Origin of the sequence: Yunchengibacter salinarum, assembly GCF_037658235.1 — a bacterium.
In the GTDB taxonomy this organism is placed as follows: Bacteria; Pseudomonadota; Alphaproteobacteria; order Sphingomonadales; family Kordiimonadaceae; genus Yunchengibacter; species Yunchengibacter salinarum.
In genome coordinates, this window is sequence record NZ_JBBJLN010000008.1 from 1 (window position 1) to 25,956 (window position 25,956).

The following is a 25,956-nucleotide window of genomic DNA, read 5'->3' on the forward strand; positions in this document are numbered from 1 at the left end:
CCCTGGCCAGCCGGGGCAGCCAGTATTTGCGCTGTGCATCCGTGCCGAACTGCATCAGCAATTCGCCAGGACCCAGGGAATTGGGCACCATCACGGTCACGGCCCCCGCCACCGACCGGGTGGACAGCATCCGCACCACCTCGGAATGGGCATAGGCGGAAAAACCGAGCCCGCCATAATCCTTCGGGATGATCATGCCAAAGAACCGCTTGGCCTTCATGAAGGACCAGACCTTTTTCGGCAGATCGCCCGTCTGGTTGATCTCCCACTCGTCCAGCATGGCGCACAGCTCGCGCACCGGCCCTTCCACGAAGGCGCGCTCCTCCTCGCTCAAGGCGGGCGCCGGGGTATCCGCCAGGCGGCGCCAGTCCGGGTGGCCGGTGAACAGCTCCCGATCCCACCACACATCGCCCGCTTCAAGGGCTTCCCGTTCCGTGTCGGACAGACCGGGCAAAACGCCCCTGGCCCATTTGAAAATCGACCTGGTCAGCAGATCGCGGCGCAAGGCTTTGAGCGGCATGAATCTCTCCCCCAAAAAAATGCTGGTGCGGCGGCGGCAGGTGGTGCCACCCCGTTCCCTGATAAGTGGAGTCTAGCACATCGCAAAACAAGGGTCGCCCCTCTGTGCCTCCTCTCTGTGCTCCCCCTCTATGTCCCCTGGGCCACGGGCGGCGGGTCCGCTTCAGGTCAGGTCCGCTTCAATCCAGCCCCAGAAAGGCTTTGATCTCGTGCTTTCGCGCGGCCACGTCGGCCCGCCCCATGGCCATCAGCTCATGGGTGAAGGCGGGCTCGAACAACAGGAAACTGGCCAGTTGCCCGCCCGTGCCATGGGCGCCCAGCCCCTTGAGCAAAAGCCGGATGGTGCGCGGAATGGCATCCACATGGGCCTTGGCGATGGGGCGCACATCGCTGCTTGGCTGAATCATCATCATGTCGATGGGGCGCAGGTCGGTCTCGGCGCGGGCATCGGGGCGCATGGCGCCCAGAGTGCGGTTGATCCGTTCCAGCCGCTCCATGTCGGCCTCCAGATTGTCGGAAAAGATCACGTCCAGCAGATAGCCGCCAATGTCACCGAGCCCCGGATAGGGCAGTGTCGGCCCCGTCTGGTCCACATCGTCCAGCCGGGCGTCGCGCACGCCGATCACCAGCAGCCGATCCGCCCCCAGATGAATGGCCGGGCTGAGCGGCGCGGTCAGGCGCAGCGATCCGTCGCCATAATAGAAGCCGTCCACCTTTTCAGCCGGAAACAGAAAGGGCAGGGCGGCGGACGCCATCACATGGCCGCACGTGATCTGGCGGCGCAGGCCCCGGCGCCGGGCGCGCTGCCATTCGTCCACGCTTTCCGCGGCCTCGAAAAAGGTGATCGCCCGCCCGGTGGCATAAGACGACGCGCTGATGCCGAGCGCCTGAAGATCGCCCGATTTCACCATCCGCCCAAGCGCGTCGAAATCCACATTGGTATCGAGAAATTCCGCCAGCGGGCGATTGTCCAGAAAGGATTGGGGATTGCCCGCGCCCATGCCGCCGAACAGCATGGCCATGATCCAGCGCGCCCCCTGGGCCAGCACATGCAGGGCATCGGTGCGATACACATTATCGGCGCGCAGGTTCCGCCACAGCTCTTCAAGCCGGGCGGCGGCCCGGTGAAAATCCGCCGCCCCGGTGGCCAGCGACACCGCGTTGATGGCCCCCACCGACGTGCCGGTGATCACCGGAAAGGGGCGGTGGCCCGCCGGCACCATCTCGGCAATGGCGGCCAGCACGCCCGCCTGATAGGCGCCGCGCGCGCCGCCGCCGGGCAGCACGAGCCCCACGGTGGGGGCCTTGCCATGATCCTCTCCCTCTCTCATGGGGTCAGTCTAGCGTGCGCCGAAAGTGATGCCAGACCAAACCCGGCAACGCCCCTTCATTTTTCCGTGTCCGGGCCGCCAGCCCGGCGCGTCATGCCCATAAGGGCGGGCAGCAGGAACAGCACCAGCAGCACCCCCAGCGCGATACCCCCCACCAAAGGCGCGGCCAGGCGCTGCATCACCACGGCACCGGTGCCGCCGCCCCACATCACCGGCAGCAGACCCGCCAGAATGGTCAGGCTGGTCATCACCAATGGCCGCAGCCGCAACAGTGCCCCGGCAACGATGGCATCCCGCGCCGTTTGGGGCGTGTTTGCCCCACCCGATTCCGCGCGGCTTTCCCGCAGGCTGTCCCGCAGATAGAAAACCATCACCACGGCGGTTTCCACCACCACGCCGAACAGCGCGATGAAGCCCACGGCCACCGCCACTGACAGCCGGTAATCCAGCAGATAGAGCAGCCAGACCCCGCCCGACAGGGACAGCGGCACGGTCAGCAGCACCAGGCCCACATCCCGCCATGTCTTGAACAGCAGATACAGGATCAGGGCAATCACCATCAGGGTGAACGGCACGATCACGCCCAGTTGCCGGGTGGCCCGGTCCAGATATTCGAACCGGCCCGCCAGGGACCAGGTGACACCCGGCGGCAGGTCCGTCTGCGACAGGGCCCGGCGCACCGCGGCCACCGTGCCGGTCAGATCGTCACCGGCGGCATCCACGAACACGGTGGTCAAAGAGCGCGCCTGCTCGGACTTGATCAGGCCCGGCCCGGTTTCCACCGCCACCTCGGCCACACTGCCAAGCCGCACATGGGCACCGCCGGGGGCGCGGAACACCAGCGCCTCCAGCGCCTGCGGCGTGTCGCGCGCGTCGGGGGCCAGCCGCAGGCGGATCGGCGTGCGCTCCAGCCCGGAAACGCTGGTGGCCACTATGCGCCCCCCCACGCCGGTGGCCACCAGCTCATGCAGGTCCGCCACCGACAGGCCATGGCGGGCAAGCGCGCGCCGGTCGGGCATCAGCGTAACATAGCGCCCGGACACGGACTTCTCCGCATAAGCCGATGCCACACCGGGCAGGCCGTCAAGCGCGCTGACCACCTGCGCGGCGGCGGCGCTGGTGCGGTCCAGGCTGTCCCCGGCCAGTTTGACACCGATGGCGGTCTTGATACCGGTGGTCAGCATGTCGATCCGCCCCTTGATGGGCCAGACCCAGGCATTGGACAGGCCCGGCACCTTCACCGTCTCGTTCAGTTCGGCACGAATATCCATCAGGGTCATGCCGTCCCGCCACTGGTCGCGGGGCTTCAGCCGCACCACGGTCTCGATCATGGTCAGCGGCGCCGGGTCCGTGGCCGTTTCGGCCCGGCCCGCCTTGCCGTGGGCGCTGGCCACTTCGGGCACGGTCATGATCATCTTGTTGGTCTGTTGCACCAGTCGCCGGGCCTCGCCAATGGACAGGCCCGCATCCGCCGAGGGCATATACAGGAAATCCCCCTCGCGCAGGTCCGGCATGAACTCACCGCCCAGCTTCATGGCCGGATAAGCGCCGCTAAAGCCCAGCACCAGGGCAAGCGCAAGCACCGGCCACGGGTGGCGCACCGCCCAGCGAAGCGCCGGGCGATACAGCGCGATCAATCCCCGCATCAGGGGGTTGGCGCGTTCATCGCGCACCCGGCCACGCACCATATAGCCCATCAGCACCGGCACCAGCGTAACCGACAGCAGCGCCGCCGCGGCCATGGCCCAGGTCTTGGTATAGGCCAGCGGCCTGAACAGGCGGCCTTCCTGCGCTTCCAGCGCGAACACCGGCAAGAAGCTGAGCGTGATGATGACCAGCGACGCAAAGATCGCCGGCCCCACCGCCCGGCACACCTGCGCCACCAGCGCCCAGCGCTCCCGGCCTTCGGGTGGCTTTTCCTGCGCGGCGAGGCGCCGGTGCAGGGCTTCGATCATCACCAGCGGGCCATCCACCATGGCGCCGATGGCAATGGCGATGCCGCCCAGCGACATGATATTGGCGGTCAGCCCCTGTGCCCGCATGACCAGAAAGGCGATCAACACGCCCAGCGGCAGGGTGAGCACCACGATCAGGCTGCTGCGCCCGTGAAACAGAAAGGCGGCACACACCAGCGCCACGATCGCCAGTTCCAGCGCGATCTTGTCGGCCAGCGTCGCCACCGAACGGTCGATCAGGCCGGATCGGTCATAGGTGGTGACAAGCTCCACCCCTTCGGGCAGACCGTCGCGGATTCGCTCAAGCGCGTCCTTCACCCTGGCGATGGTGGCGGCGGCATTGGCGCCCTTGCGCATCACCACAATGCCGCCCACCGCCTCGCCTTCACCGTTCAGGTCCGCCACGCCGCGCCGGGGGGTGGGCGCCATGCCCACATCCGCCACGTCGCCAATGGTCACCGGCACCTGATCTTCGGACAGCTTCAGCGGTGCCTGGCGCAGGTCTTCGGGCGTGGACACATAGCCGGTGGCGCGGACCATGTATTCCGCCTCCGCCAATTCCATCACCGAACCCGCCGCCTCGCCATTGGCCGCCCGCATGGCGCGGGCCAGGTCCGCCAGCGTCAGGCCATGGGCCAGCAGCGCATCCGGGTCCGCATTCACCTGAAAGGCGCGGGTCATGCCGCCAATTGTGGCCACTTCGCTGACCCCCTTCACCGCCTGAAGGTCATAGCGGATCTGCCAGTCCTGCAAGGCGGTAAGGTCATCAATGGCGCGCCTGCCGGTGCGATCCACCAGGGCATATTGATAAACCCACCCCACGCCGCTGGCATCCGGGCCGAGCTGGGGGGTGATGCCGTCCGGCACATCGGCGGATGACAGATATTCCAGCACGCGGGAACGCGCCCAGTACAGGTCCGTTCCCTCCTCGAACAACACATACAGGAAGCTGTCCCCGAAATAGGAAAAGCCGCGCACCGTGGTGGCCCCCGGCACCGCCATCAGCGTAGTGGCAAGGGGCCGGGTGATCTGGTCATCCACCAGGCCCGGCGCCATGCCGGGCGCCGGGGTGCGCACGATCACCTGCACATCGCTCAGGTCCGGCAGGGCATCCAGCGGCGTGGTGCGCACCGCCCACAGCCCGGCCAGCAGCGCCGCAACACCCGCCAGCACTACAAGGCCGCGATGGGCCAACGACAGATCGATCAGGCGCCGGATCATGGCGCCTCTCCGCCGATCATGCGCCTTTCCGCATTGCGAAAGCCGGTTTCGCTGTCCAGCAGGAACTGGCCGGAGACCACCACCCGTTCCCCGGCATTGAGCCCGGCCAGTATCTGCCGCTCGCCGTTCACCAGCGCGCCGGGGCGCACCTGGGCCGGGCGGAAGCGGTTGTCATCCAGCGCCAGGATCACATGATCGCTGTCGCCAAGGGATATGACAGCCGCGTTCGGCACCACCACGCTTTCCTCAAGCGGCGGCAGGGTCAGGCGCACCCGGCCCACCATGCCGGGGCCCAGCCTGCCATCTTCGTTATCCAGCTCGAACCGCAGGGGCCGGGTGCGGCTGACCGGATCGAGCGTGGGGTAGATATGATCCAGCACCACCCGGCGCGCCAATGCGGGCATCTGGCGACTGTCGAACAAGGCCACCGCACCGGGCCGGGCGCGGGCGGCAATGTGGGGCGGGCTGTCCGCCATCAGCCACAGCCGGTCGAAGCCGGTGATCTCCGCCGCCACACGATCGGCCTTCAGCGGAGCCCCTTCCCGCGCATTGAGCGTGGTGAGCGTGCCGGCGCGGGGCGCGTGCACGGTGATGCGGGCGGATGCGGTGCCGCGCCTGTCCAGTGCCGCGATCTCCCGCTCGCCAAGGCCCAGCCCCTCAAGCCGGGCGCGGGCGGCGCGGCGGGCAGCGTCTCCGCGGGTTCTTGCCTGAAGATATTCGCTCTGCGCCGCCACCATGTCAGGGGCATAGATATCGAACAGCGCCTCCCCCCGTTTCACCGGCGTGCCCAAAGCCCGCACATGCAGCGCCTCCACCCAGGCGGCGGCGCGCACGGTGATCTGTTCGCGGCGGCGTTCATCGGCCACCACCCGGCCCGGCATACGGGCTTCGGGCCGCAGGCGGGCCAGCCGCGCTTCGGCGGTGCGGATGCCGATGGACTGGGTAAGGCCGCTATCCACGCGCACCCCGCCTGAATCGTCGGCTTCATCCGCATAGACGGGCACCAGGTCCATGCCCATGGGCGATTTGCCGGGTTTGTCGCGGCGGAAACTGCTGTCCATGGGGGCGACCCAGTACAGGATTTCCCGCTCTTTCCCGGCTTTGTCGGAAGGGCCGTCGCCCGCGCTGCCCTGCGCTTCACCCGAAGCCTGCGAAGGGGTGGACCGAGACGGGGCGGGGGCATGGTTGGCGCCGCCCAGCCACCAGCCAAGGGCAAAAACGGCGGCCAGAAGTGTCGCGGTGATCACAACGGTGCGCAGGGTCATTGGGACTCTCCCGGATTGCTTTCCCGATGGGTCAGAAGGGGCACCGCTTCCGGCACCAGATAGGCCAGATCGGCGGCGGATCGGATCATGTCCGCCTGAAGACCACGCCAGGCCAGACGCGCCGCCACCAGGCGTCGCCGGGCGGCAAGCACCGCCTGATAGGCTTGTGTTCTGTCGCCATACGCGCTGCGGCGGCTGTCCACCAAAGCCTGGGCGCGCGCCAGTGGGCCGCTTTCAAACTGCCGCGCCCGATCGTTCAGCGAACCCAGCCGGGCATGGGCCGCCGCCAGATCGGCGGCAAGGTCACGCCGGGTGCCGTCCATGTCCAGCCGGGCGGCGGCGGCGGCGCGGCGGGCGCTGTCCAGCGCCGGTTCCTGCTTGTCACCGGTCCAGAACGGCACCGTAACGGTTAGAAGCCCGGTGGCGAAATCGGGCCGGTTGCCGGTGCGGCGGCCATAGCCCACCGTTACCCCGAAGCCGGGCTTGAAATCCTGCTGTTTCAGATGTTTGCGGGCCTGAGCGGCGGCCATATCGGCCCGATGAACACGCACCAGCGGATGCTGGTCCAGCACTGGGCGCAGGCTGGCCAGCGGCGGCGGCGCCCCGATACGCGGCGGCTGCCGGGCGGGTGATCGTTCGCTGGCCTGCGCCACCTGCCGGGCCAGACTGGCACGGGCCACCGCGCGGTCCTGCCGGGCTTCGGCCAGTTGGTCCGCCAGCAGCGCCCGGTCCAGGCGGATTTCATCCAGCCGGGCCAGGTCCGAGGCCCGATTGGCCATGTCCGTTTGCGCCTGCTGCTCCATCTCCGCCAAAAGGGCCTGTTCCTCGCTCAGAAGCCGCGCCCGCGCGTCGGCATACCACCAGTCCGCATAGGTGCGGCGCGCCCGGCGCAGCATCATGCGATAGGCCAGGCGCGCTTCCGCGCCGTGGCCGCGGGCCTGGGCGCGGGCGCCATCCGCGCGGAAGCGGCGGCTGTCTCCACGCGGGAAAGACTGGTGCACGCTCACCCGTGTCTGGGTCATGGCTTCCCGCGAAAGGTCGAAATCATTCACCGGCGCATTGAGCACGCCAAGCTGCACGGTGGGATCGGGCAGGCCCTTTGCCGCCCGCGCCTCGGCCCGCGCGGCGGCGGCGCGGCGCCTGTGCGCTTCCAGCGCCGGGTCCGACGGATCGATCAGACCCGGCAGGTCGGAAAGCGCGAGCGGTGGCGGCCCGGACTTTTCAGGGGCCTGTCCAGACACGGCATGGTTTAAGAGCGTATTCCAGACCAGAAGGACAAGGATGAAAGAGAGCAAGCCCACGGCCCGGCAGGGGCCCAAGGGGGCAAGGCGGGATATGACAGGCATGATGACATTCCGAAACGGGGAAAAGACGGGCGCCGGGCGTGCCAGCGCCGTTCACGGCCAGAATGTCAGGCGTTGGGGGGCGGCAGGGGGATATCCGCGCCGGGGGCCGGAATGGCACCGCGATGGAGCGCAACCAGAGACGCGGCGGGCACCTGCTCAGGCAGGCGGGCATCCACCCGCAAGGTCATGCTGGCGGGGGAGCGCTTGCAGTCGCCGTCGCAATTGCGGCTGTCCCCGTCGCAGCAGCCCCTGTCGCAGGCCATGTCACCCTTGGGGGATTGAGACGCGGCAGGTGGGCTGGCCGGGTTGTCCACGGGGCTTTGGTCCGTGCCCATAAGGCTGTCCAGCACGCGGCCAAGCAGGCCCGTATGGCGGGCATCCGTGCCCTGTTCTTCAGCAGAGGCGGCATGTTCCTGAGAGGGGGAGGCGTGACCGCCGCCGTTCATGGCCGGGCAGCAGGCGCCCGCCGCCGCATAGGCCGACCCCGTGGCGGCCACCATATAGGCACCCACGAGAACAGCCGCAAGCAGGCGGCGACAGTTTATGGCAGTGTCCGAACCCATGTGGATCATGAAAGCGCAAACCCGCCCCACCGTCAAGCGCGGCGCAGTCACAAGCGCGTGTGGTTCAGCGGGTATGCGCCCCGGTCTCGCCCACGATGCGGGACACATGATCGCCGATCACCCCGCGCATGATATCCTTGTGGGCGTCGGTGAGCCGGCGCACGCCGAGACGGCGCAAAACGGTTTCCCGGCTGAAGAGAAAGCCCAGCCCCTGCCCGATCAGCGCATGGGCACGGATGATGTCGGTTTCGCTGTCGTCCCGTCCGTGCCGGGCCACATGGATCAGACCCGTGACCGCCCGATGCAGCGGCGCCATCACCGCATCGAACACGCGGTCAAACGCCCCGGTGGGGTGAAACTGCTCCCGCATGATGATCAGCGACCACTGGTCGGCGCGCGGATCGCTGATCAGCGCGTCCAGCTTTTCCGTCAACAGGCGCCGCAGCAGGGCGGGGGCCTCGTGTGCGCTGACATCGCCCGCGTCCAGCCGGGCCTGCACCTGCCGGGTCAGGGCGCCCAGCTTGTCTTCCACACCGGCGGCGATGGTATCCACCACCGCTTCATACAGCCCGGTCTTGCTGCCGAAATGATAGCCCACCGCCGCCACATTGGCCCCCGCCGCCGCGGCGATCGCACGCACGGACGTGGCGCGGTAACCCTGCTCGGCGAACAGCGCCGTGCCGGCCTCGATCAGGGCCGAGCGGGTATCCGGCGCGGCGCGACTCATGACGGCTTCCGGGGCGAAGACAGGACGGGCCGGACAGGGCCGGGCACGCGCATCAACAGGCTGTAGAGCGCCGGCACCACGCCGAGCGTGAGAATGGTCCCCACGGCAAGGCCGAAGGCGATGGCCGACGCCATGCCGTAAAACAGCGCATCCCGGCCAATGATCAGCGGCAAAAGACCCAGAATGGTGGTTACCGTGGTCATCACGATGGGTCTGAGCCGCCGCACGGAGGCGGAAATGATCGCATCCACCGCGCTGCGGCCATCATCGGCGCGGCGTTCCATGTCGATGCGGTCGATCAGGACAATGGCATTATTGATGATGATGCCCGCCAGCGCATACAGCCCCAGCGACACCATGAAGCCGAAATTCACATTCATCACCAGCATACCCAGCACCGCCCCGATCAGAATGAGCGGAATGGTCAGCACGATGATCAGCGCCCGGCGATAGGAATTGAACTGGGCGATCAGCAGCAACAGTATGACCCCGGCCACCAGCGGCACATTGGCGCTGAGCGCGGCCTGCGCCTCCGCCGACTGTTCGATCACGCCGTCATATTCGATGGCATGACCGGGCGGCAGGTCGGCCCGCAACGCGGCCAGCGCGTCTTCGATCAGCGGGGCCACATCTTCGGCGGTCATACGAGTATTCTTGGCTTCCACGGTGATGGTGCGAAACAGGTTTTCCCGCTCTATCCGGCCAAAACCGGTGACCAGCGACACATCCGCCACCTGCACCAGCGGCACCCCTTCCGACGATCCGTCCGCCGCCACGCTGACACTTTCCACCCGGTCCAGATCGAAGCGTTCATCCGCCTTGGCCCGCACCATGATGGGGAAGATGTCATCCCCTGTGCGGAACTCGCTGATCTGCACGCCGGAAAAATACCGCCTGAGGGAACGGGCGATATCCGCCGACGTGACCCCGGAGCGGCGCGCCCGGTGCTGGTCCACCGTTACCTTCAGCCGGGTGATGCGGTTTTCCCAGTCCGTGCGCACATCCAGGCTACCGGGAACGCTGCGCAGCACATCTTCCAGCCTTTTCGCGGTCTGGAACAGATAGTCCGCATCCGGCCCCTTGATCTGCACCTGAATCTTGGAACTGTCGCTGGGGCCGAGGAACATTTTCGTCACTCTGGGCCGGGCTTCGGGGAAGTGGTCGTTCAGCCCGGCACGCAGGGTATCGATGGTGGGCACCACATTGGCGTACCGGTCCACATTGAGCACCAGAAAGCCCTTGTTGTCCGCCGGGTCGATCGGGGTGAGCGACAGCACGAAACGCGGCCCGCCAAAACCGCCATAACCGGCAATGTCATCCACATGGGGGAACAGCGCGTCATCGGCCAGGAATTCGGTCATGGCGCGCACTGTCTGGTCGGTCTTGCGCATGGACGTGCCCGCGGGCAGATCCAGATAGACCAGAATCTGCGCCCGGTCGCTGTCGGGAAAGAATTTCCTGGGCACATGGGACATGCCGTAAACGGCGACCACAAAGGCAGCCACCACCACCGACAGGAACAGCGCCCGGTGGCGCAGAATGGCGCACAATAGCCTTTCATAGCCGCGATTGACCCGCTCAAAGGCGGCAAAGAGCGTGAAACCCCGCTTGCCGGAACGGCTGGCCGCCTGGCGCACTTCCGCCGAGCGGATGAAATAATAACACAGCACCGGCGTGACGGTGAGCGCCAGAAACCAGCTCGCCATCAGGGTGATGACGATAACCACGCTGATGGACCGGGTATATTCGCCGGACACATGATCCGCCAGCATGAGCGGCAGAAACACCAGCATGGTGGTGAGCGAGGATGACAGCAGCGGCAGGGCCAGCGTGCGCCCGCTTTCGATCAGCGCCCGCATCCGGCTTTCCCCGTCATCCAGGCGGCGCTTGAAGTCTTCCGCCATGACGATGCCATTGTCCACCAGCAGGCCCAGCGCGATCACCAGCGTGGCCAGCGACATGCGTTCCAGCGTCATGCCCGCCATGTTCATCACCGCCAGCGTCACCAGCATCACGGCGGGCACGATGGTGCCGACGATCAGCCCGGTCCTGAGGCCGAGAAAGAACACCACCACGGCCAGCACGATCAGCAGGGTCTGCGCCACATTGAGAGAAACCCCCTGCACCGCCTGTTTCACCTGGGTCGCCTGATAGGTGGCGATGTCCAGGCTGTAACCCGCCGGCAGATCCCGCCGCACCGCATCCATCGCCGCGCTCATCCGTGGGGAGAAGCTCAGCACGTCATCCGTATCGTTCATGGAAATGGCGAACAGGATGGCGGGCTTGCCATTGAAATAGGCGGTGCGCCGGGGCGGGTCCACCGTGCCCCGGCGCACGGTGGCCAGATCCCGTATGGCGATGGTCTGGTCCTGATCCGGCAGGGCCACCAGCGTGTCGCCGATGGCCTCCGCGCTATCGAAATTGCCGGTGGGTTCCAGGATGAATTCCTGCCCCGCCGCGTCCACCTGCCCGCCGGGGCTGATGATGTTCTGGTCCTGCAAGGCGCTGGCCAACTGCGCGGGGGAAACGCCAAGCCGGGCCAGCCGGGCATTGGAGAATTCGATAAAGATGCGTTCTTCCTGAATGCCCAGCAGGTCGATCCGCCTGGTGCCCGGCACGCCGTACAGCCTGTCCCGGATATGCTGCGCCATGTCGCGCATCCGGCCCATGCTGACGTCGTCCGCCGTGAGTGCCGCGGTGATCACGGCCACATCCCCGAAATCGTCGTTGATTTCCGGCTTCAGGGTGCCTTCGGGAAGGTCGGCGCGGGCTTCATCCACCTTGTCGCGCACCTCGTCCCATATCTGGTCCAGATCGAAGAAGCGGTCCCGCACTTCCGTATGGATCACCGAGCGGCCCGGCAGGGAAACGGAGCGGATTTCCTCCAACTCGGATATCTCGCGCAGCTTTTCCTCAAGCGTCTTGGTGATCAGCAGGTCCACCTTTTCCACGGGCAGGCCGGGGAAGCGCGTGGTGATCACCGCATCGCGCACGGTGATCTTCGGGTCTTCACGGGCAGGCAGGGTGCCATAACTGACGGCGCCATATACCATCGCCACGCCGACCAGGGCGAACAGCACGCGGCGAAACCTGAAAGCGACACGGGAAAGAGACATGGGGCCAGGTGCTCCGTTTTTTCCGAGCCGGGGGCCGGGCCGGACAAGGCGGATGATCAGGGATTGAAACGACGGGCACGGTCGCCCAGCACACGAACGGTCTGGCCGTCCCGCAAAAAGGCGGTGCCGGTGTCCACCACCCGCTCGCCGGGCTCGATGCCATCGGCCAGATAGGCATGGGCCCCTTCCAGCGCACTCACGCTGACCTGGCGCCGCTCAAGCCGGTTGCCCTGCCCCGTCAGCACAAAGGCCACATGGCCATCCCCGTTCGGCGTGATGGCGCTGACCGGCACGCGGATCAACTGGCGATGGATTCCACGATCGAGATTCAGATGCACCTCCGCCGACATGCCGGGACGGATGGCCGGGTCCGGGGATTCCAGCCGCAGGGTCACGGGAAAGGCATTGCCGGTTTCCGCCCGGCTGCCCATTTCGGTTACCGCCGCGAACGCATCCACGCCGGGACGGGACGGGAAACTGATCCGGTGGCGCCCGCCTTCAAAGGTGCGGACAATCAGGGTTTCCGGCACCAGCGTGCGCACTTCCGCCGCGGTTTCGCTTTCCACACGGAGCACGATCACGCCCGGCCCCGCCTGTTCCCCCGGTTCCATCAGGCGGGCGGCCACCACACCATCGAACGGGGCGGTCAGGCGGGTATCGGCCAGGTTTTCACGGGCCAGCGCCAGCCGCGCATCGGCCAGCGCCACCATCTGGCGGGCGGATTCGAACTGGGCGGCGGCGATGTCGAACTGCGCCTCGGATACGGCCACCGTATCCACCAGATCCTTCTTGCGCTCGAAATCGCGCCGCGCCTCGGTCAGCCGGGCGCGGGCCTCCTTCAACTGGGCCTGCCGTTCATGGACGGTGATCTCGAAGGTGCGGGCATCCAGCCGGGCCAGAACATCGCCCTTTTTGAACCGCTCCCCCAGGTCAACGGCGATCGATTCGATCCGGCCATTGACTTCAAAGGTCTGGGCGCTGCGGTCAAAGGCACGCACCAGACCGGGAAGACGGCGCACATGCGGGCCTTCATGCAGCTTCGCCACCTCGAACGTGACAGCCTTGGGCGGCTCGTCCGCTTCCTGCGCGGTGTCGCCGCCACAGGCCGCCAGCAGACATGCCGCCATGGTCGCCACAGCGCCGCGCAACACGCCCATGGCGGGCCGACCCGCGCGGCCCGGCGCACCCTGGCCGGGTTTTGCCTGATCCATTCCCGTCATCGTGATGTCCCGTCCCGTTCGGCGGCCATGGGGCCGCACTTTCTGCATGACCAAGCGTTTCCATCCGGCGACTTTATATCGGCATGATCCAGCAATCAAACGTTTGTTTGAAGTTTCCAATGAACCACGGAAAGGGCCGGACGGGCCGCAAGCAACCCGGTAGCACGCTCATGCCGCACATATAAACTCTTAGGATGAATTTTTACTATCTATATACTATAATCGATGCGTGCTATAGAACATATCAGCGAGTCTCCGGCCTGCCACCGGGTCCGCGATTGAGGATTTATCATGCCCTACAGCCGCCAAGCAGCGATCGCAAACGATCCATGGATCGCCCTGCGGGAGCGGGAAAAGGAATTATGGGCGCTTGAACAGGTCCTGAGCCTGATCCAGCACCACAGGCGCCCGGATCAGAACCTGCTGAATGACATCGTGCCCGTTTTGCAGAAAGCGATGTATGATCCCGCCCATGCGGAAGCCAGTCTCAGCGTTTATCATATTTCTTCCGCCTCAAGCGGCTTTGATGCCACCACGCACCGCATTGATGAGCCACTTGTCATCAATGGCAAGTCCGCGGGCATGGTCTGCGTGGGCTACCCCTCGCTCGACGACGAGGAGGATGCCGCTTTTCTGGATGAGGAATACAAACTGATCCAGCGCATCAGCCGGTCGCTGGAAAGTCTGATCGGCTTTTACAATGCGGAAGCCCGCTTCCAGGCCATGTTCGAAAGCCTGTCCGTGGGGGTGGCCATTGCAGACATGAAAGGCCGGTGGATGTCCCTGAACCCCGCGGGGGAGCGCCTGCTGGGCTATGATCAGCATGAACTGGCCGGGCGCCAGATCACCGAGATCACCGCGCCGGAGGACCGCCCCCTGACCCACAAGAGCCTGAAAAAGGGGCGCGCGGGAAAGGCGGAAAACGCGCAATATCAGAAGAAGTACATCCGCAAGGACGGTTCCCCCGTGTGGTGCGACGTGTCATGGAGCGTGGTGCACCGCCCTGACGGCAAGCCCGATTATGTGGTGGCGATCATCACCAATGCCAGCGACCGCGTGGCCGCCGAAAAGAGAGCCGCCCACCGCGCCAAGCGGCTGGAAACCACGCTGGCCACCCTGCGCGCGGAAAAGGAACGCACCGACATGGTGGTGTCCCATACCGGTGTGGGGCTGATTGATTACCGCATCCAGTCGGATCGTCTGATGGTGAACCGGCAAACCCGCATCATGCTGAACAAGGGGTCCGGGGCGCTGGGGCTGGATGATCTGAGAGAAAAGTTCGACGGCGCGCACCTGGAGCATCTGACCACAACCATCAACCGCATCTGCGCCGGCCAACTGGATGAAGCGTCCATGGAATTGCGGGCGCAGTCCCGGCCTGAAAGCGCCGGGCCGCTATGGCTGAAACTGCACATCCGATCCGCCGGCACAAAAAAGGGTGATAAACCGGATCGGCTTGTGGGCACCCTGATCGACGCCACCAAAGAACACCTGATGAAAGAGCGGGACCATGTACTGTCCGCCGTCGTGGAACAGACCTCAACCGCCATATTGCTGACCGACCGGCAGGGGCGGATTGAATATGTCAATCCGTCTTTCGAACAGATCACCGGCTACAGTGCGGCGGAGATCAAGGGGCAGAATACATCCATTCTGTCTTCCGGCCTGACATCCAATGCCACCTATGAGGACCTGTGGAACACCATCACCCGTGGCGAAATATGGCATGGGGAACTGATCAATCGCCATGCGGACGGGCGGCTTTATTATGTGCAGAATCAGGTGGTGCCAATCCGGGATGAAAGCGGGCAGATCATAAAATATGCCGGTATCGAGGAAGACGTGACCCTGCGGCGGGAACAGGCGGCCAGGATCGAGAATCTGGCCAATTACGACCAGTTGACGCAATTGCCCAATCGGACCCTGGCGATGGAGCAATTGCAGATCGAGTTGACCAAGGCGCGCCAGAATCATGACATTCTGGCCCTGTTTCTGATTGATCTGGACAATTTCAAGCTGGTCAATGACTCGTCCGGCCACCCCACCGGGGACAAGGTACTGACAGCCATCGCCCAACGCCTGCGGCAGGCATTGACGGGCAAGGCCAGAGTGGCGCGCATTGGCGGCGACGAGTTTCTGATCATGGCAAACGCCATGCCGGGGCTGGAGGAAATCGAGGCCCTCGCCGACCGGCTGGTTCGCCAGTTCAAGCTGCCGGTTCACGCGGCGGATCAGACCTTCAAGGTCAGCGCCAGTTTGGGGGTGAGTGTCTATCCCGATGATGGCCGGGAAGCGGATCAACTGGTGCGCGCCGCCGACACGGCCATGTACCGCGCCAAGGAAAACGGGCGCAACCAGTACTGCTTTTTCGCCGAGGAAATGGCGGCCCGTATCGATCGCCGGGTGATGCTGGAACAGCACCTGAACGGCGCCCTGGACCGGAACGAGATACAGGTTCACTACCAGCCCTTCATTCATCTGGCCAGCGGCGAGGCCGTGGGCATGGAAGCCCTGATGTGCTGGACCAGCGACGATCTGGGCACCGTGCGGCCCGATGAATTCATCCCGGTGGCGGAAAGTTCGGGCGCGATCAACCAGCTTGGGCATTTCGTCATGCGTCAGGCGCTGCATGACGTGGCCAGCCTGCGCGCGGGTGGCAACCCGGATCTGTATGTGGCCGTGAATGTGTCGGCCCAGCAATTATGGCGCGCCGATTTCGTGGACGAAATATCCGCCCTGCTTCAGGAAGCCGATCTGCCGGGCGACGCCCTGGAGGTGGAGGTGACGGAATCGCTCTTTCTGGGTGATCCCACCTTGCTGGAGGCCCGCTTTCAGGCTTTTCGGGCCCGGAATATCCGACTCAGCATGGATGATTTCGGGACCGGCTATTCCTCGCTGGGGTATTTGCGGCAATACCCCTTTTCCAGCCTGAAAATCGACAAGAGCTTCGTCCGCGACAGTTCCAGCGACGCAACCGCCAGCGGGCTGGTGCAGGCGGTGCTGTCCATGGCCCATGCGCTCAATCTGACCGTGGTGGCGGAAGGTGTGGAAACGGAAGACCATGTGCGCTTTCTGGAAGAGTCCCACTGCGATCTGGCGCAAGGTTATTATTATGCCAAACCAATGCCGTTCGATGTCCTGCGCGATGTGCTGACCCGGCGCGAAAACCGGGTCCGAAACGGCAATGCATCACCGCATAAGCCGCACATCACCCTGCATTGAAAGAACCGGAAACGACGCGGCCCGCCATCGACAAACGAGACGGATTGACGCCCTGACAGACCGCGATAAGGGGCAACGATAGTGCAATTATTATTTTTTCGCACTGCGTGATAGCTTTTTACGATCAAAATAAACGACAGAAAGCGATTGTCCTTTGGCGGGCAGCCTTTATTTGAAGGGCTCGTGTGCAAGCCCAATCACAAGGACGCCATCATGGGTGAGAGTCTGACCCCCAACCACATCCGGCAAGTGATCAATCTGATCCTTCAGGTGGAAACCCGCTATTTCATTCTGGCCATGGTGTATAGCGTCGCGGTGAGCCTGTTATTGCTCGGCATTCCCATTTCCGTGCAGATGCTGATTGATCAGGTGGCCAATACGGCGCTGATCCAGCCCGTGGTGATCCTGTCCGTCGTTCTGTTCGGCCTGCTGGCTGCCGCCGGGGTACTGTATGCGCTGCGCGCCCATCTTCTGGAACTCTATAGCCGCCGCATGTTCGCCCGGCTCAGCGGCGAAATCGCCCTGACCGCCATCAATGGCGATGTGCGCTTTTTCGAGGAACGGGGGCGGGGCGATCTGTTCAACCGTTATTTTGACATCATGACCCTGCAACGCACCGTACCGGAAATGCTGGTGGGGCTGTTCACCCTGCTGTTTCAGGGCCTGATCGGCTTTGCGCTGGTGTCGCTGTATCACCCGATTTTCCTGGGTTTCAATCTGCTGCTGCTTCTGGCGCTTTGGGTGATCTGGCGGGGCTGGCGCAATGGCGGAATGCGCACCGCCATCCATCTGTCTGAAGCGAAATACCGCGCCGCCTATTGGCTTGAAGGGCTGACCATCAATAACGGTTTCTTCAAATCCGCCGCCCATGTGAACTTCGCCCTGGAACGCACCAATCACCATATCGAAGATTATCTGGCCAAGCAGCGCACCAATTTCCGCTATGGCTTCAGCCAGTTGATCGCGCTGCTGTTCCTCTATGCGCTGGCCAGCGCCGCGCTGCTGGGCGTGGGGGGCTGGCTGGTGATCGCGGAAGAACTGACCCTCGGCCAACTGGTGGCCGCGGAATTGATCATGTCCGCCATCTTCGCCGGCTTCGCGCCGCTGGGCGGCTATATGATGCAATATTATGACGTGGCCGCCGCGTGCGAGGAACTGTACCGCTTCCGCAGCATCCCGATCGAAGACCGGGGCGGCGGCCTGCCGCTTCAGAAAGACGGTCTGGACCTGACCATGCGCGGCGTGACCACCAAGCAGCATGGCGACCGGGAGACCTTCGACCTGCACCTGAAGGCGGGCACCAAGGCGGTGGTCACGGCCAGCAACCCGAACCGACAGCGGCTGTTCCTGATGATGCTGCGCGGCTATGTGACGCCCGCGTCCGGGTCCATCCTGCTGGGTGGGCAGGACCTGCGGGACGTGGACACACTGACCCTGCGGGAGCATGTGACCGTGATCGACCGGCCAACCCTGGTGCCGGGCCGCATCGCCGACATTCTCCGGTTGGCCGACCCCACCGCCAGCCGGGCCACCCTGCGCCGCGCACTGGACTGTGTGGGCCTGACCGAGCGGGTGGACGGCCTGAACAAGGGCATGGAAACCCGCATCGAACGGGACGGCTGGCCCTTCACCAATGAAGAAGCCATGCGCTTCAAGCTGGCTGCCGCGCTTCTGTCGCATCCGTCCCTGCTGGTGCTGGTTCAGGGCTTTGACACGGTGGATGAAGACCATCTGGAACGGGTGCTTGCCATGCTGGATGAAAAGCGCCCCACCACGGTGCTCTATTTCTCCAAGCGGCCCCAAATGGCCTGTATGCCCGACCATCTCGATCTGGACCGGCAATCCGTTCCCACCGCGGAGACAAAGGCATGAGACGCTTTTCCTTTCACGATCACTATGATGAAGCGCAACTGGCCCGCCTGCCCAGCCTGAACACCAGCGCGGTGCCGCGCCCCACCCGCGTGATCGCCTGGTTGGTGACGATTTTCGCGCTGGCCGTCACCCTGTTCATGATCTTCACCCCCTGGGTACAGACGACCAGTGGTTTCGGAACCGTAACAGCGCTGGAGCCATCGGACAGATTGCAGTCCCTGAGTGCGCTGGTGCCGGGGCGGATCAAGAAATGGCATGTGCGGGACGGCGCCAAGGTGAAAGCCGGCGATCCCATCGTGCAACTGGAAGACAATGACCCGCGCCTGGTGGAACGGCTGGAAAACCAGCGCCGGGCCGCCATGCAGAAGCTGCAATCCGCCCGGCTGGCCGCCGAAACCGCGGAACTGGACCTGACCCGCAAGCAGGACCTGTTCGAAGAGGGGCTTGTCTCCCGGCTGGAGCTGGAAAGCGCCCGGATCAAGCTGGAGGAACACCGCGTGCGGGAGGAGACCGCCGCCACCGAGCTGGACACGGCGGAAGTGGCCCTGTCGCGCGGCAGCAGCCAGACCGTGCGCGCCCCGCGGGACGGCGTGATCATCGAAGTGACCGCCGGGGATCAGGCCACCTGGGTGAAAGCGGGCCAGCAACTGGCCAGTTTCATGCCCTTCAATGTGGAGCGGGCCGTGGAGCTGCACATCGATGGCCGCGATGCGCCGCTGGTGCATCCGGGGCGCAAGGTGCGGCTTCATTTTGAAGGCTGGCCGGTGGTGCAGTTCAGCGGCTGGCCATCCAAGGCGATCGGCACCTTCGCCGGTGAAGTGGCCTTTGTGGACCCCACCGCCCGGCCCGGTGGCCGGTTCCGCGTCATGGTGGTGGAAGACCCGGATGCCGCCCCCTGGCCCGATGAGCGCTTTCTGCGGCTCGGCGCCAAGGCTCGCGGCTGGGTGCAACTGGATACGGTCAGCGTGGGCTATGAAGTATGGCGCCAGCTCAACAACTTTCCGCCGCAACTGACCAGCGCGCCCGGCAATGACGGCCAGAACGGGGCCAGCGGCCAGGGGGGCGGCCAATGAGGGGGCTTCGATGGATATCGGGCGGCTGTGCGGCGCTGATGATCTTGCTGCACGCCACCCCGTGGCAGATGCCCGCCCGCGCGGATGTGGACCTGGTGCCCCTGCCCGTGGATGTGAACGATGTGGCGCGCCCGGACCCGCTGATCCGTTCCTCCGGGCGCCGCGCGGACAGCCCCACCGCGCTTGAGGACGTGCTTGCCAGCCTGCACCGCCATGCGCCGGTGGTGGCCGCCGCCCTGTTGCGGGCGGACAGCGCGGCGGGCCGGCAACTGGCGGCACAGGGTGCCTTTGACACACGGGTGTCGGGGCGCGCCCATGGCCGGATGAGCGGCTTTTACGACGGCAAGGTGATCGAAAGCGAAATCAGCCGCCGCGTGGCGCCGATGAACGCCACCGTGTTTGCCCAGTACAATATCTCGGACGGCACCTTCCCGGTCTATGAGGACGAATGGGCCACCCTGTCCGGCGGCGAGGCGCGGCTCGGTGTCAGCATGTCCCTGCTCAGGAACCGGGCCATCGACCCCGCCCGGCTGGCGCTGGTGCAGGCCCGCACCAATATGGCCGAAGTGCGGGGCGAACTGGCCATGACGCTGGCCGCGCTCGATGCGGCGGCGGTGCGCGCTTATGCGGACTGGCTGTTCACCGTACGGGCCGAAGCCGTGTACCGGGATCTGCTGACCCTGGCGGAAAAACGCCAGAAAGCGCTGGCCAACAGCATCAAACAGGGTCAACAGGCACGCATCAGCCTGCGGGAAAACCGGCAACTGCTCCTGTCCCGGTCGGCGCTGGTTACCCGTGCCCACCGGGACCGCATCGCGGCGGAAGAAAGACTCGCCCTGTATTTCCGCGACAAGGCCGGTCGGCCCACCCTGCCCCGCTTTCAGGGCGATCTTTACCTGCCGGACGCGGCGCTGGACCCGATCGCCGCGAACCCGGACGAGTTGGTGCAGTTGGCCCTGAATATCCGGCCCGACCTTCAGGCGATCAGCGCCCGCATGGCCGCCGCCCGCGCGGAACTGGACGCGGCGGACAACCATATGCTGCCCCGGCTGGACCTGAAAACCTATGCCGCCCGCGATTTCGGCAATGGCAGCCCCACCCGCGCCCAGACCGACACGGTGGTCTCATTAACCTTCAGCGTGCCGCTGGAACGGCGCGCGGCGCGCGGCGCCGTGCGGGAAGCCGATGCCAAATTGCGCCAGTTGCGCCACCAGCGCCGCTGGCTGGGGGACCAGGTGTCCGCCGCCATCCGCGAGGCCCGCGCCACCATTCATGCCGCCGCCACCCGGCTCGCCCTCAGGCAGGAGGAGGTGAAAGTGACGCAGGAACTGGTGGATGTGGAACAGACCCGACTCAGAAATGGCGCCAGTGACTTTTTCCGCATCAATCTGGCGGAGGCCAATTTCGCCAATGCCCGGATCAAGGCGCTCAGGGCACGCGCCGCGCTGGACAAGGCTTATGGCACCCTGATCGAACTGCTGGGGGACCGGCAGGCGGTGTTTGACGATGCTGCCCCCAAAACCAGTTCCGGGGCCGATACCGACCCGCGCGAGACTGCGACAGATTAGCCCCCCATGGGCGCATCGCTTGATCCGGTGCGGACAATAAGGCGTATTGATCCCTGAAAGGGGACGCGGAAAAGCGGACACCAGAACCCCCGATCCATGCATTGCCATTGGAGGACCAGATGAAAAAGACAGCACTCTTCGCCCTGACCGGCCTTGCCCTGGGGCTTGCCGGCAGCCTGCCCGCCGCGGCGGACGGCGACCCGGCCAAGGGCAAACGCCTGTATATGCGGTGCAAGGCCTGCCATGCGCTGGAGCAGGGCGTGAACAAGATCGGCCCCAGCCTGCATGACCTGTTCGGTCGCAAGGCCGGGTCGGTGGAAGGCTTTCGCTATTCCAAGGCGATGAAAAACGCCGATATCACCTGGAACGCGGAAACCATATCCGCCTATCTGGAAAATCCGCGCAAATACATTCCCGGCAACCGCATGTCCTTCGCCGGTCTGCGCAAGGAACAGGACCGCGAAGACGTGATCGCCTATCTGAAACAGGAAGTGGGCGGCGAATAAACCCCGCCACAGGCCACCACACAAAAAGCCGGGGCCATACAGGGGCACCCGGCTTTTTTCATGACGACCTGACACGCCACGTCTCCCCTGTCGGAAAATTCCCGCAAGGCAACGCCAATCGGGGTATGCCCCTCAATAAGCGCCGCGCCCGGCCTTGCGGCGCGCCTCCCGAACGCGGCGTGCCCGCCGCATATGGATCTTCTCACAAGGCTTGTCTATCTGATGACGCACAAACTCGGCTTGCCATGTCGGATGTGCGGAAAGCTTTTGCGGCTCGCTCAGAAGATCAATGTCAAAGTCGGAAAAAATCACATCGTTCCGGGGCAAACCCGCAATATGAATGAACTCCCGGATCGTCGCCTGCGCTTCTTTCACCGCCCCCTGATCGCCCTTATCGAGCAGTTCCCGGATAAATTCGCGCAGAATAATCGGCGCCGCCGCAAGCTGACGCAATGCACCAGCATCCGTGCGTCGCAGAGTTCGCACAGCGGCGATGCGGCTCAACAAAACATCCACCGGGTGCAAAAGTCGAATCATCGTCGCGCGGTCACCATCGGGGAGCGTCGGAAGTTGCACCTCAAGGATTTGAGCCCGCTTCTTTATCGTCTCTGTATCAAGGCCGGCAAGAGAATATAAGAAATCGATGCAATAGTGACGCCCCTGAACCTCAACATTGATGAGTGCGGAGCTTGGCGTGACCGGGTCCGCCGACGACGGGATATTAAGGTCACCTTCCAACATCAAGGCCAGTTTCTTCGCGGCCTCCACATCACCCAAAAAATCTATATCCTTGGATTGAAAGGGCGTAAACGGCCTCAGCTCAGAAGATGCTTTTTCAAAATAATGCTCGCCCCAGATATTGAGCGCCTGCCCGCCCACCACAATGGAATCAAGGGCTTCAGCCCCGATCAGGATTTGAACCAACAAGTCCCGCAGCATGGCATCCATATGGCCATGGGGTGAAGCCAGAGACATGTCCTGAAATTCCTGACATGAGGACGAAAAACAAAAATACCGCCTGAAAGCGGCTTACCCCGATAAGATTATGGCAGGCCGATCTCTTAGCTCTCGACCGCCGCCCGTTTCGCCACAGCACCAGATGACTCCGGCTGCCGCACCAGGCGAGACTTTTGAAACAGGCCTTGCCCACCATTGACATGGTGCAACGCCTCCCGCGATATACTGCCGGAATTCAAGGCATCCTCATCCACCTGCCGCGAGAGAGCTTTCTCATGCGCACGCCGATCAGGATCAAAATAACCCACATGCATCTCACACACTCCTTTCGAAGCGAGGATAGCATCGTCCCTTATCACCTACCAAGGGATAAATAGTCCCAACCATCCGACAGGCCCGGCGCCACCCCAATATTCAGCCCTCGCCACCGTCTTCGGTGACCTGCCAGGTCTGGCCGCCATAGAGGATGTCTTTCAGGGCCCGTTTCTTCTGGCGGGCCGCGGCGGCCTGTGCGGTGACGGCGCGGTCATAGCTTTCATGGGAATCATTGGCATAGAGAATGCCAAAGGCCATGGGCTCGCCGGGGCGAGCGCCCAGTTCCGCAAGCATCCGGGCCAATTGCAGATTGGTCTGGTCGTGAGTGAGAATGTCAGCCTCGTCCACGCCGTCCTCGCCGATGGTCACGGCTTCCAGGCTGAAGGTGGCCGGATTGAAGCGGATGCCTTTCTGCCGATCCTTGCCGAACAGCATCTTTTCACCGTGAACCAGCTTCAACTGGGTATCCGCGGCGGTTTTCTTGTCCGTCACATCGCCCCAGACCTGATCCGCATAGACGATGCAGTTCTGCAATATCTCCACCAGAGCCGCGCCCTTGAACGCCTGCGCGCCCTTGAACACATGGGGCATGTGCTTCTGGTCCGTATCGATGGTGCGGGCCACAAAGGGGGCGCCGCTGCCCAGTGCGAAGCTGATCGGGTTCAGCGTGGGATCAAGCGAACCCGTGGGCGTGGACGGCGTGCGCGTGCCTTCATCCGACGTGGGTGAATACTGGCCCTTGGTCAGGCCGTAAATCTTGTTGTTGAACAGCAGGATATTCAGATCCACATTGCGCCTGAGCGCGTGCATCAGATGGTTCCCGCCGATGGACAGACCGTCCCCGTCACCGGTGATCACCCACACATCCAGATCCGGGTTGGCCAGCTTGACGCCCGTTGCAATGGCAGGCGCGCGGCCATGGATGGTATGGAAGCCATAGGTGTCCATGTAATAGGGAAAACGGCTGGAGCAACCGATGCCGGAAACGAACACCGTGCCTTCCCGCGTGGCCCCCATTTCCGGCAGGGTGCGCTGCATACATTTCAGAATCGCATAGTCACCGCAGCCGGGGCACCAGCGCACTTCCTGATCGGAGGTGAAGTCCTTCAGGGTCAGCCCGTCCGCCTTGTTCGGCGCTTTGGTGGACATATCGTTCATGACTCTGCTCTTTCCAGCTTGCCGGTCTATTGTGGCCGACCGGTCTGCTTTTCTGTCAGCCCGCCTTGGCGGGGGCGGTATGATCGCGGATGGCGTTCAGGATTTCCTCGATCTTGAACGGCTGGCCCGACACCTTGTTCAGGGGCACCGCATCCACCAGGAACCGGTCCCGGATCGCGGTCTTGAGCTGGCCGGTATTCATTTCCGGGATCAGCACCCGGTCATAGCGGCTCAGCATATCCCCCAGATTGGCCGGGAACGGGTTGAGATGGCGCAGATGCGTATGAGACACATCCAGCCCCTCCTCGCGCGCCACCCGAACGGCACGCGCGATCGGCCCATAGGTGGAGCCCCAGCCCAATACCAGCAGGCGCCCGCTGTCCGTGCCATGGGCGATGGTCTGGTCCGGGATCGAACGCACCATGCCCGCCACCTTGTTCGCGCGCAGATCGGTCATGCGCTGATGGTTGGCGGGGTCATAGCTGATATGGCCACTGTCATAGTCCTTTTCCAGCCCGCCAATGCGATGTTCCGTACCCGAAACGCCCGGCTTCGGCCAATGTCGGGCGAGCGTCGTCTCATCCCGCTTCAGGGGGTTGAAGTCACCGTCCGTCTCCGCGTCGTGCTCGGCGAAGGAAACGGGAAACGGCTCCAGCGCATCCAGGTCCGGCAGGCGCCACGGCTCCGCCGCATTGGCGATAAAGCCATCCGTCAGCAGCATCACCGGCGTCATGTATGTGACCGCCAGGCGGCACGCCTCGATCGCCGTTTCGAAACAGTCACCGGGGCTGCGGGTGGCAAGCACCGGCATGGGCGCATCACCATTGCGGCCATAAAGCGCCTGATACAGGTCCGACTGCTCGGTCTTGGTGGGCAGCCCGGTGGACGGCCCGCCCCGCTGGCTGTTGATCACCACCAGCGGCAATTCGGTGGAAATGGCCAGCCCCAGCGCCTCGGTCTTCAGCGCGATGCCCGGCCCGCTGGAACTGGTCACCCCCAGCCAGCCCGCATAGGACGCGCCGATGGCGGCGCAAACGGCGGCGATCTCGTCTTCCGCCTGAAAGGTGGTGATGCCCTGATCCACCATGGTGGACAAGGCGTGCAGAATGGGCGAAGCGGGCGTGATGGGATAGCTGCCCAGCAGCACATCCAGCCCCGCAAGCTGGCCACCGGCGGCGATGCCCCAGCTCAGCGCCTGGCTGCCGGTAACGGTGCGATAGGTGCCCGGCGCCACATGCCGGCGCCCGATCTGATAGCGCTTGATCGGCGCGTTCAGTTCCGCCGTTTCACCAAAAGCGTGGCCCGCATTAAGCGCGGCCACATTGGCTTCCGCCACCTCAGGCTTGGAGCGGAACTTGTCCTCCAGCCAGGTGATCACGCTTTGCCGCCTGCGGGAAAACATCCACAGCATCAGGCCCAGCGTGAACATGTTCTTGCACCTGAGCGCCTCTTTCTTGCCAAGCCCGGTATGGGACACGGCTTCCAAGGTCTGTTTGGAAATATCGAAGGCGATCAGGGTGAAATCGTCCAGGCTGCCGTCTTCCAGCGGGTTTTGCTCATAACCCGCCTTTTGCAGATTGCGCGCGGTAAAGGCGCCGGTGTCCACCACCAGCATACCGCCGGAGCGCAGATTGCCCACATTGGTCTTCAGCGCCGCCGGGTTCATCGCCACCAGCACATCGGGCCGGTCGCCCACCGTGCTGATTTCCCGCGCGCCGAAATTGATCTGAAAGGCGGACACGCCAAAGGTGGTCCCGGCGGGCGCGCGGATTTCCGCGGGAAAGTCGGGGAACGTGGCCAGGTCGCTGCCCGACAGCGCCGTGGACGTGGTGAACTGGCTGCCGGTCAACTGCATCCCGTCGCCACTGTCGCCAGCGAAGCGGACCACCGCCGATTCCAGTACCTTGATGTCGTCCGTCATGAGCATCATCCATTCCGGGCGCTTTCGCGCGCCCGATCCATATCCGTTCGTGCCGACGGGCCTTGTGCCGCGACACCTTACCCGGCCCTGACATACGCCCC

At 64.4% G+C, this 25,956-nt stretch carries 18 protein-coding genes; 5 read left to right on the top strand and 13 right to left on the bottom strand.

What is annotated here, in order from left to right:
- The 9 genes from WGH93_RS09685 to WGH93_RS09725 form a co-directional block, all read right to left on the bottom strand.
- Positions 1-520: acyl-CoA dehydrogenase family protein (locus WGH93_RS09685; protein ID WP_374764682.1), on the bottom strand; the 520-nt coding region annotated here is incomplete at its 3' end.
- Between the two features lie 178 nt (positions 521-698).
- Entirely contained in the window at positions 699-1,850 is a 1,152-nt protein-coding gene (locus tag WGH93_RS09690) for a patatin-like phospholipase family protein (protein ID WP_374764683.1), read from the bottom strand.
- 56 nt (positions 1,851-1,906) lie between these two features.
- Positions 1,907-5,026, bottom strand: coding sequence for an efflux RND transporter permease subunit (locus tag WGH93_RS09695; RefSeq protein ID WP_374764684.1), 3,120 nt, complete (start codon positions 5,024-5,026; stop codon positions 1,907-1,909).
- Entirely contained in the window at positions 5,023-6,291 is a 1,269-nt protein-coding gene (locus WGH93_RS09700; protein ID WP_374764685.1) for a permuted SH3 domain-containing protein, read from the bottom strand. The genes WGH93_RS09695 and WGH93_RS09700 overlap by 4 nt, the downstream gene beginning before the upstream one ends.
- Positions 6,288-7,637: a TolC family protein gene (locus tag WGH93_RS09705; protein WP_374764686.1), complete on the bottom strand. Its 1,350-nt coding sequence runs from the start codon at positions 7,635-7,637 to the stop codon at positions 6,288-6,290. Before WGH93_RS09705 ends, WGH93_RS09700 begins: the two co-directional genes overlap by 4 nt.
- Before the next feature lie 65 nt (positions 7,638-7,702).
- Positions 7,703-8,200, bottom strand: coding sequence for a hypothetical protein (locus tag WGH93_RS09710; protein WP_374764687.1), 498 nt, complete (start codon positions 8,198-8,200; stop codon positions 7,703-7,705).
- 64 nt (positions 8,201-8,264) lie between these two features.
- Positions 8,265-8,927 (bottom strand): CerR family C-terminal domain-containing protein, encoded by a 663-nt coding sequence (locus WGH93_RS09715; protein ID WP_374764688.1) that lies wholly within the window; start codon positions 8,925-8,927, stop codon positions 8,265-8,267.
- On the bottom strand, positions 8,924-12,043 hold the full coding sequence (locus WGH93_RS09720) for an efflux RND transporter permease subunit (RefSeq protein ID WP_374764689.1): 3,120 nt from the start codon (positions 12,041-12,043) through the stop codon (positions 8,924-8,926). The genes WGH93_RS09715 and WGH93_RS09720 overlap by 4 nt, the downstream gene beginning before the upstream one ends.
- A 56-nt stretch (positions 12,044-12,099) precedes the next feature.
- Positions 12,100-13,263 carry an efflux RND transporter periplasmic adaptor subunit gene (locus WGH93_RS09725; protein ID WP_374764690.1) on the bottom strand — a complete coding sequence of 388 codons (1,164 nt, stop codon included), beginning with the start codon at positions 13,261-13,263 and terminating at the stop codon, positions 12,100-12,102.
- Between the two features lie 291 nt (positions 13,264-13,554).
- Between WGH93_RS09725 and WGH93_RS09730 the strand changes: the two genes are divergently transcribed.
- The 5 genes from WGH93_RS09730 to WGH93_RS09750 all read left to right on the top strand — a co-directional run bounded on the left by WGH93_RS09730 (position 13,555) and on the right by WGH93_RS09750 (position 21,504).
- Positions 13,555-16,485, top strand: coding sequence for a sensor domain-containing protein (locus WGH93_RS09730; RefSeq protein WP_374764691.1), 2,931 nt, complete (start codon positions 13,555-13,557; stop codon positions 16,483-16,485).
- A 213-nt stretch (positions 16,486-16,698) separates the two neighbouring features.
- The gene (locus WGH93_RS09735; protein ID WP_374764692.1) at positions 16,699-18,357 is read left to right on the top strand and encodes an ABC transporter transmembrane domain-containing protein; all 1,659 of its coding nucleotides are present in this window, start codon (positions 16,699-16,701) and stop codon (positions 18,355-18,357) included.
- On the top strand, positions 18,354-19,430 hold the full coding sequence (locus tag WGH93_RS09740; RefSeq protein ID WP_374764693.1) for an efflux RND transporter periplasmic adaptor subunit: 1,077 nt from the start codon (positions 18,354-18,356) through the stop codon (positions 19,428-19,430). Before WGH93_RS09735 ends, WGH93_RS09740 begins: the two co-directional genes overlap by 4 nt.
- A complete protein-coding gene (locus WGH93_RS09745; RefSeq protein WP_374764694.1) occupies positions 19,427-20,998 on the top strand; it encodes a TolC family protein in 1,572 nt (523 codons plus the stop codon). The genes WGH93_RS09740 and WGH93_RS09745 overlap by 4 nt, the downstream gene beginning before the upstream one ends.
- 119 nt (positions 20,999-21,117) lie before the next feature.
- Positions 21,118-21,504: a c-type cytochrome gene (locus tag WGH93_RS09750; RefSeq protein ID WP_374764695.1), complete on the top strand. Its 387-nt coding sequence runs from the start codon at positions 21,118-21,120 to the stop codon at positions 21,502-21,504.
- Between the two features lie 132 nt (positions 21,505-21,636).
- Here WGH93_RS09750 and WGH93_RS09755 read toward each other — a convergent pair whose 3' ends face one another.
- From WGH93_RS09755 to WGH93_RS09770, 4 genes are all read right to left on the bottom strand, one after another.
- Positions 21,637-22,479: a hypothetical protein gene (locus WGH93_RS09755; RefSeq protein ID WP_374764696.1), complete on the bottom strand. Its 843-nt coding sequence runs from the start codon at positions 22,477-22,479 to the stop codon at positions 21,637-21,639.
- A gap of 86 nt (positions 22,480-22,565) precedes the next feature.
- Positions 22,566-22,775, bottom strand: a complete 210-nt coding sequence (locus tag WGH93_RS09760) for a hypothetical protein (protein ID WP_374764697.1) — start codon at positions 22,773-22,775, stop codon at positions 22,566-22,568.
- Between the two features lie 100 nt (positions 22,776-22,875).
- Entirely contained in the window at positions 22,876-23,934 is a 1,059-nt protein-coding gene (locus WGH93_RS09765) for a 2-oxoacid:ferredoxin oxidoreductase subunit beta (RefSeq protein ID WP_374764698.1), read from the bottom strand.
- A 55-nt stretch (positions 23,935-23,989) separates the two neighbouring features.
- On the bottom strand, positions 23,990-25,855 hold the full coding sequence (locus tag WGH93_RS09770) for a 2-oxoacid:acceptor oxidoreductase subunit alpha (protein WP_374764699.1): 1,866 nt from the start codon (positions 25,853-25,855) through the stop codon (positions 23,990-23,992).
- Between the last annotated feature and the right edge of the window lie 101 nt (positions 25,856-25,956).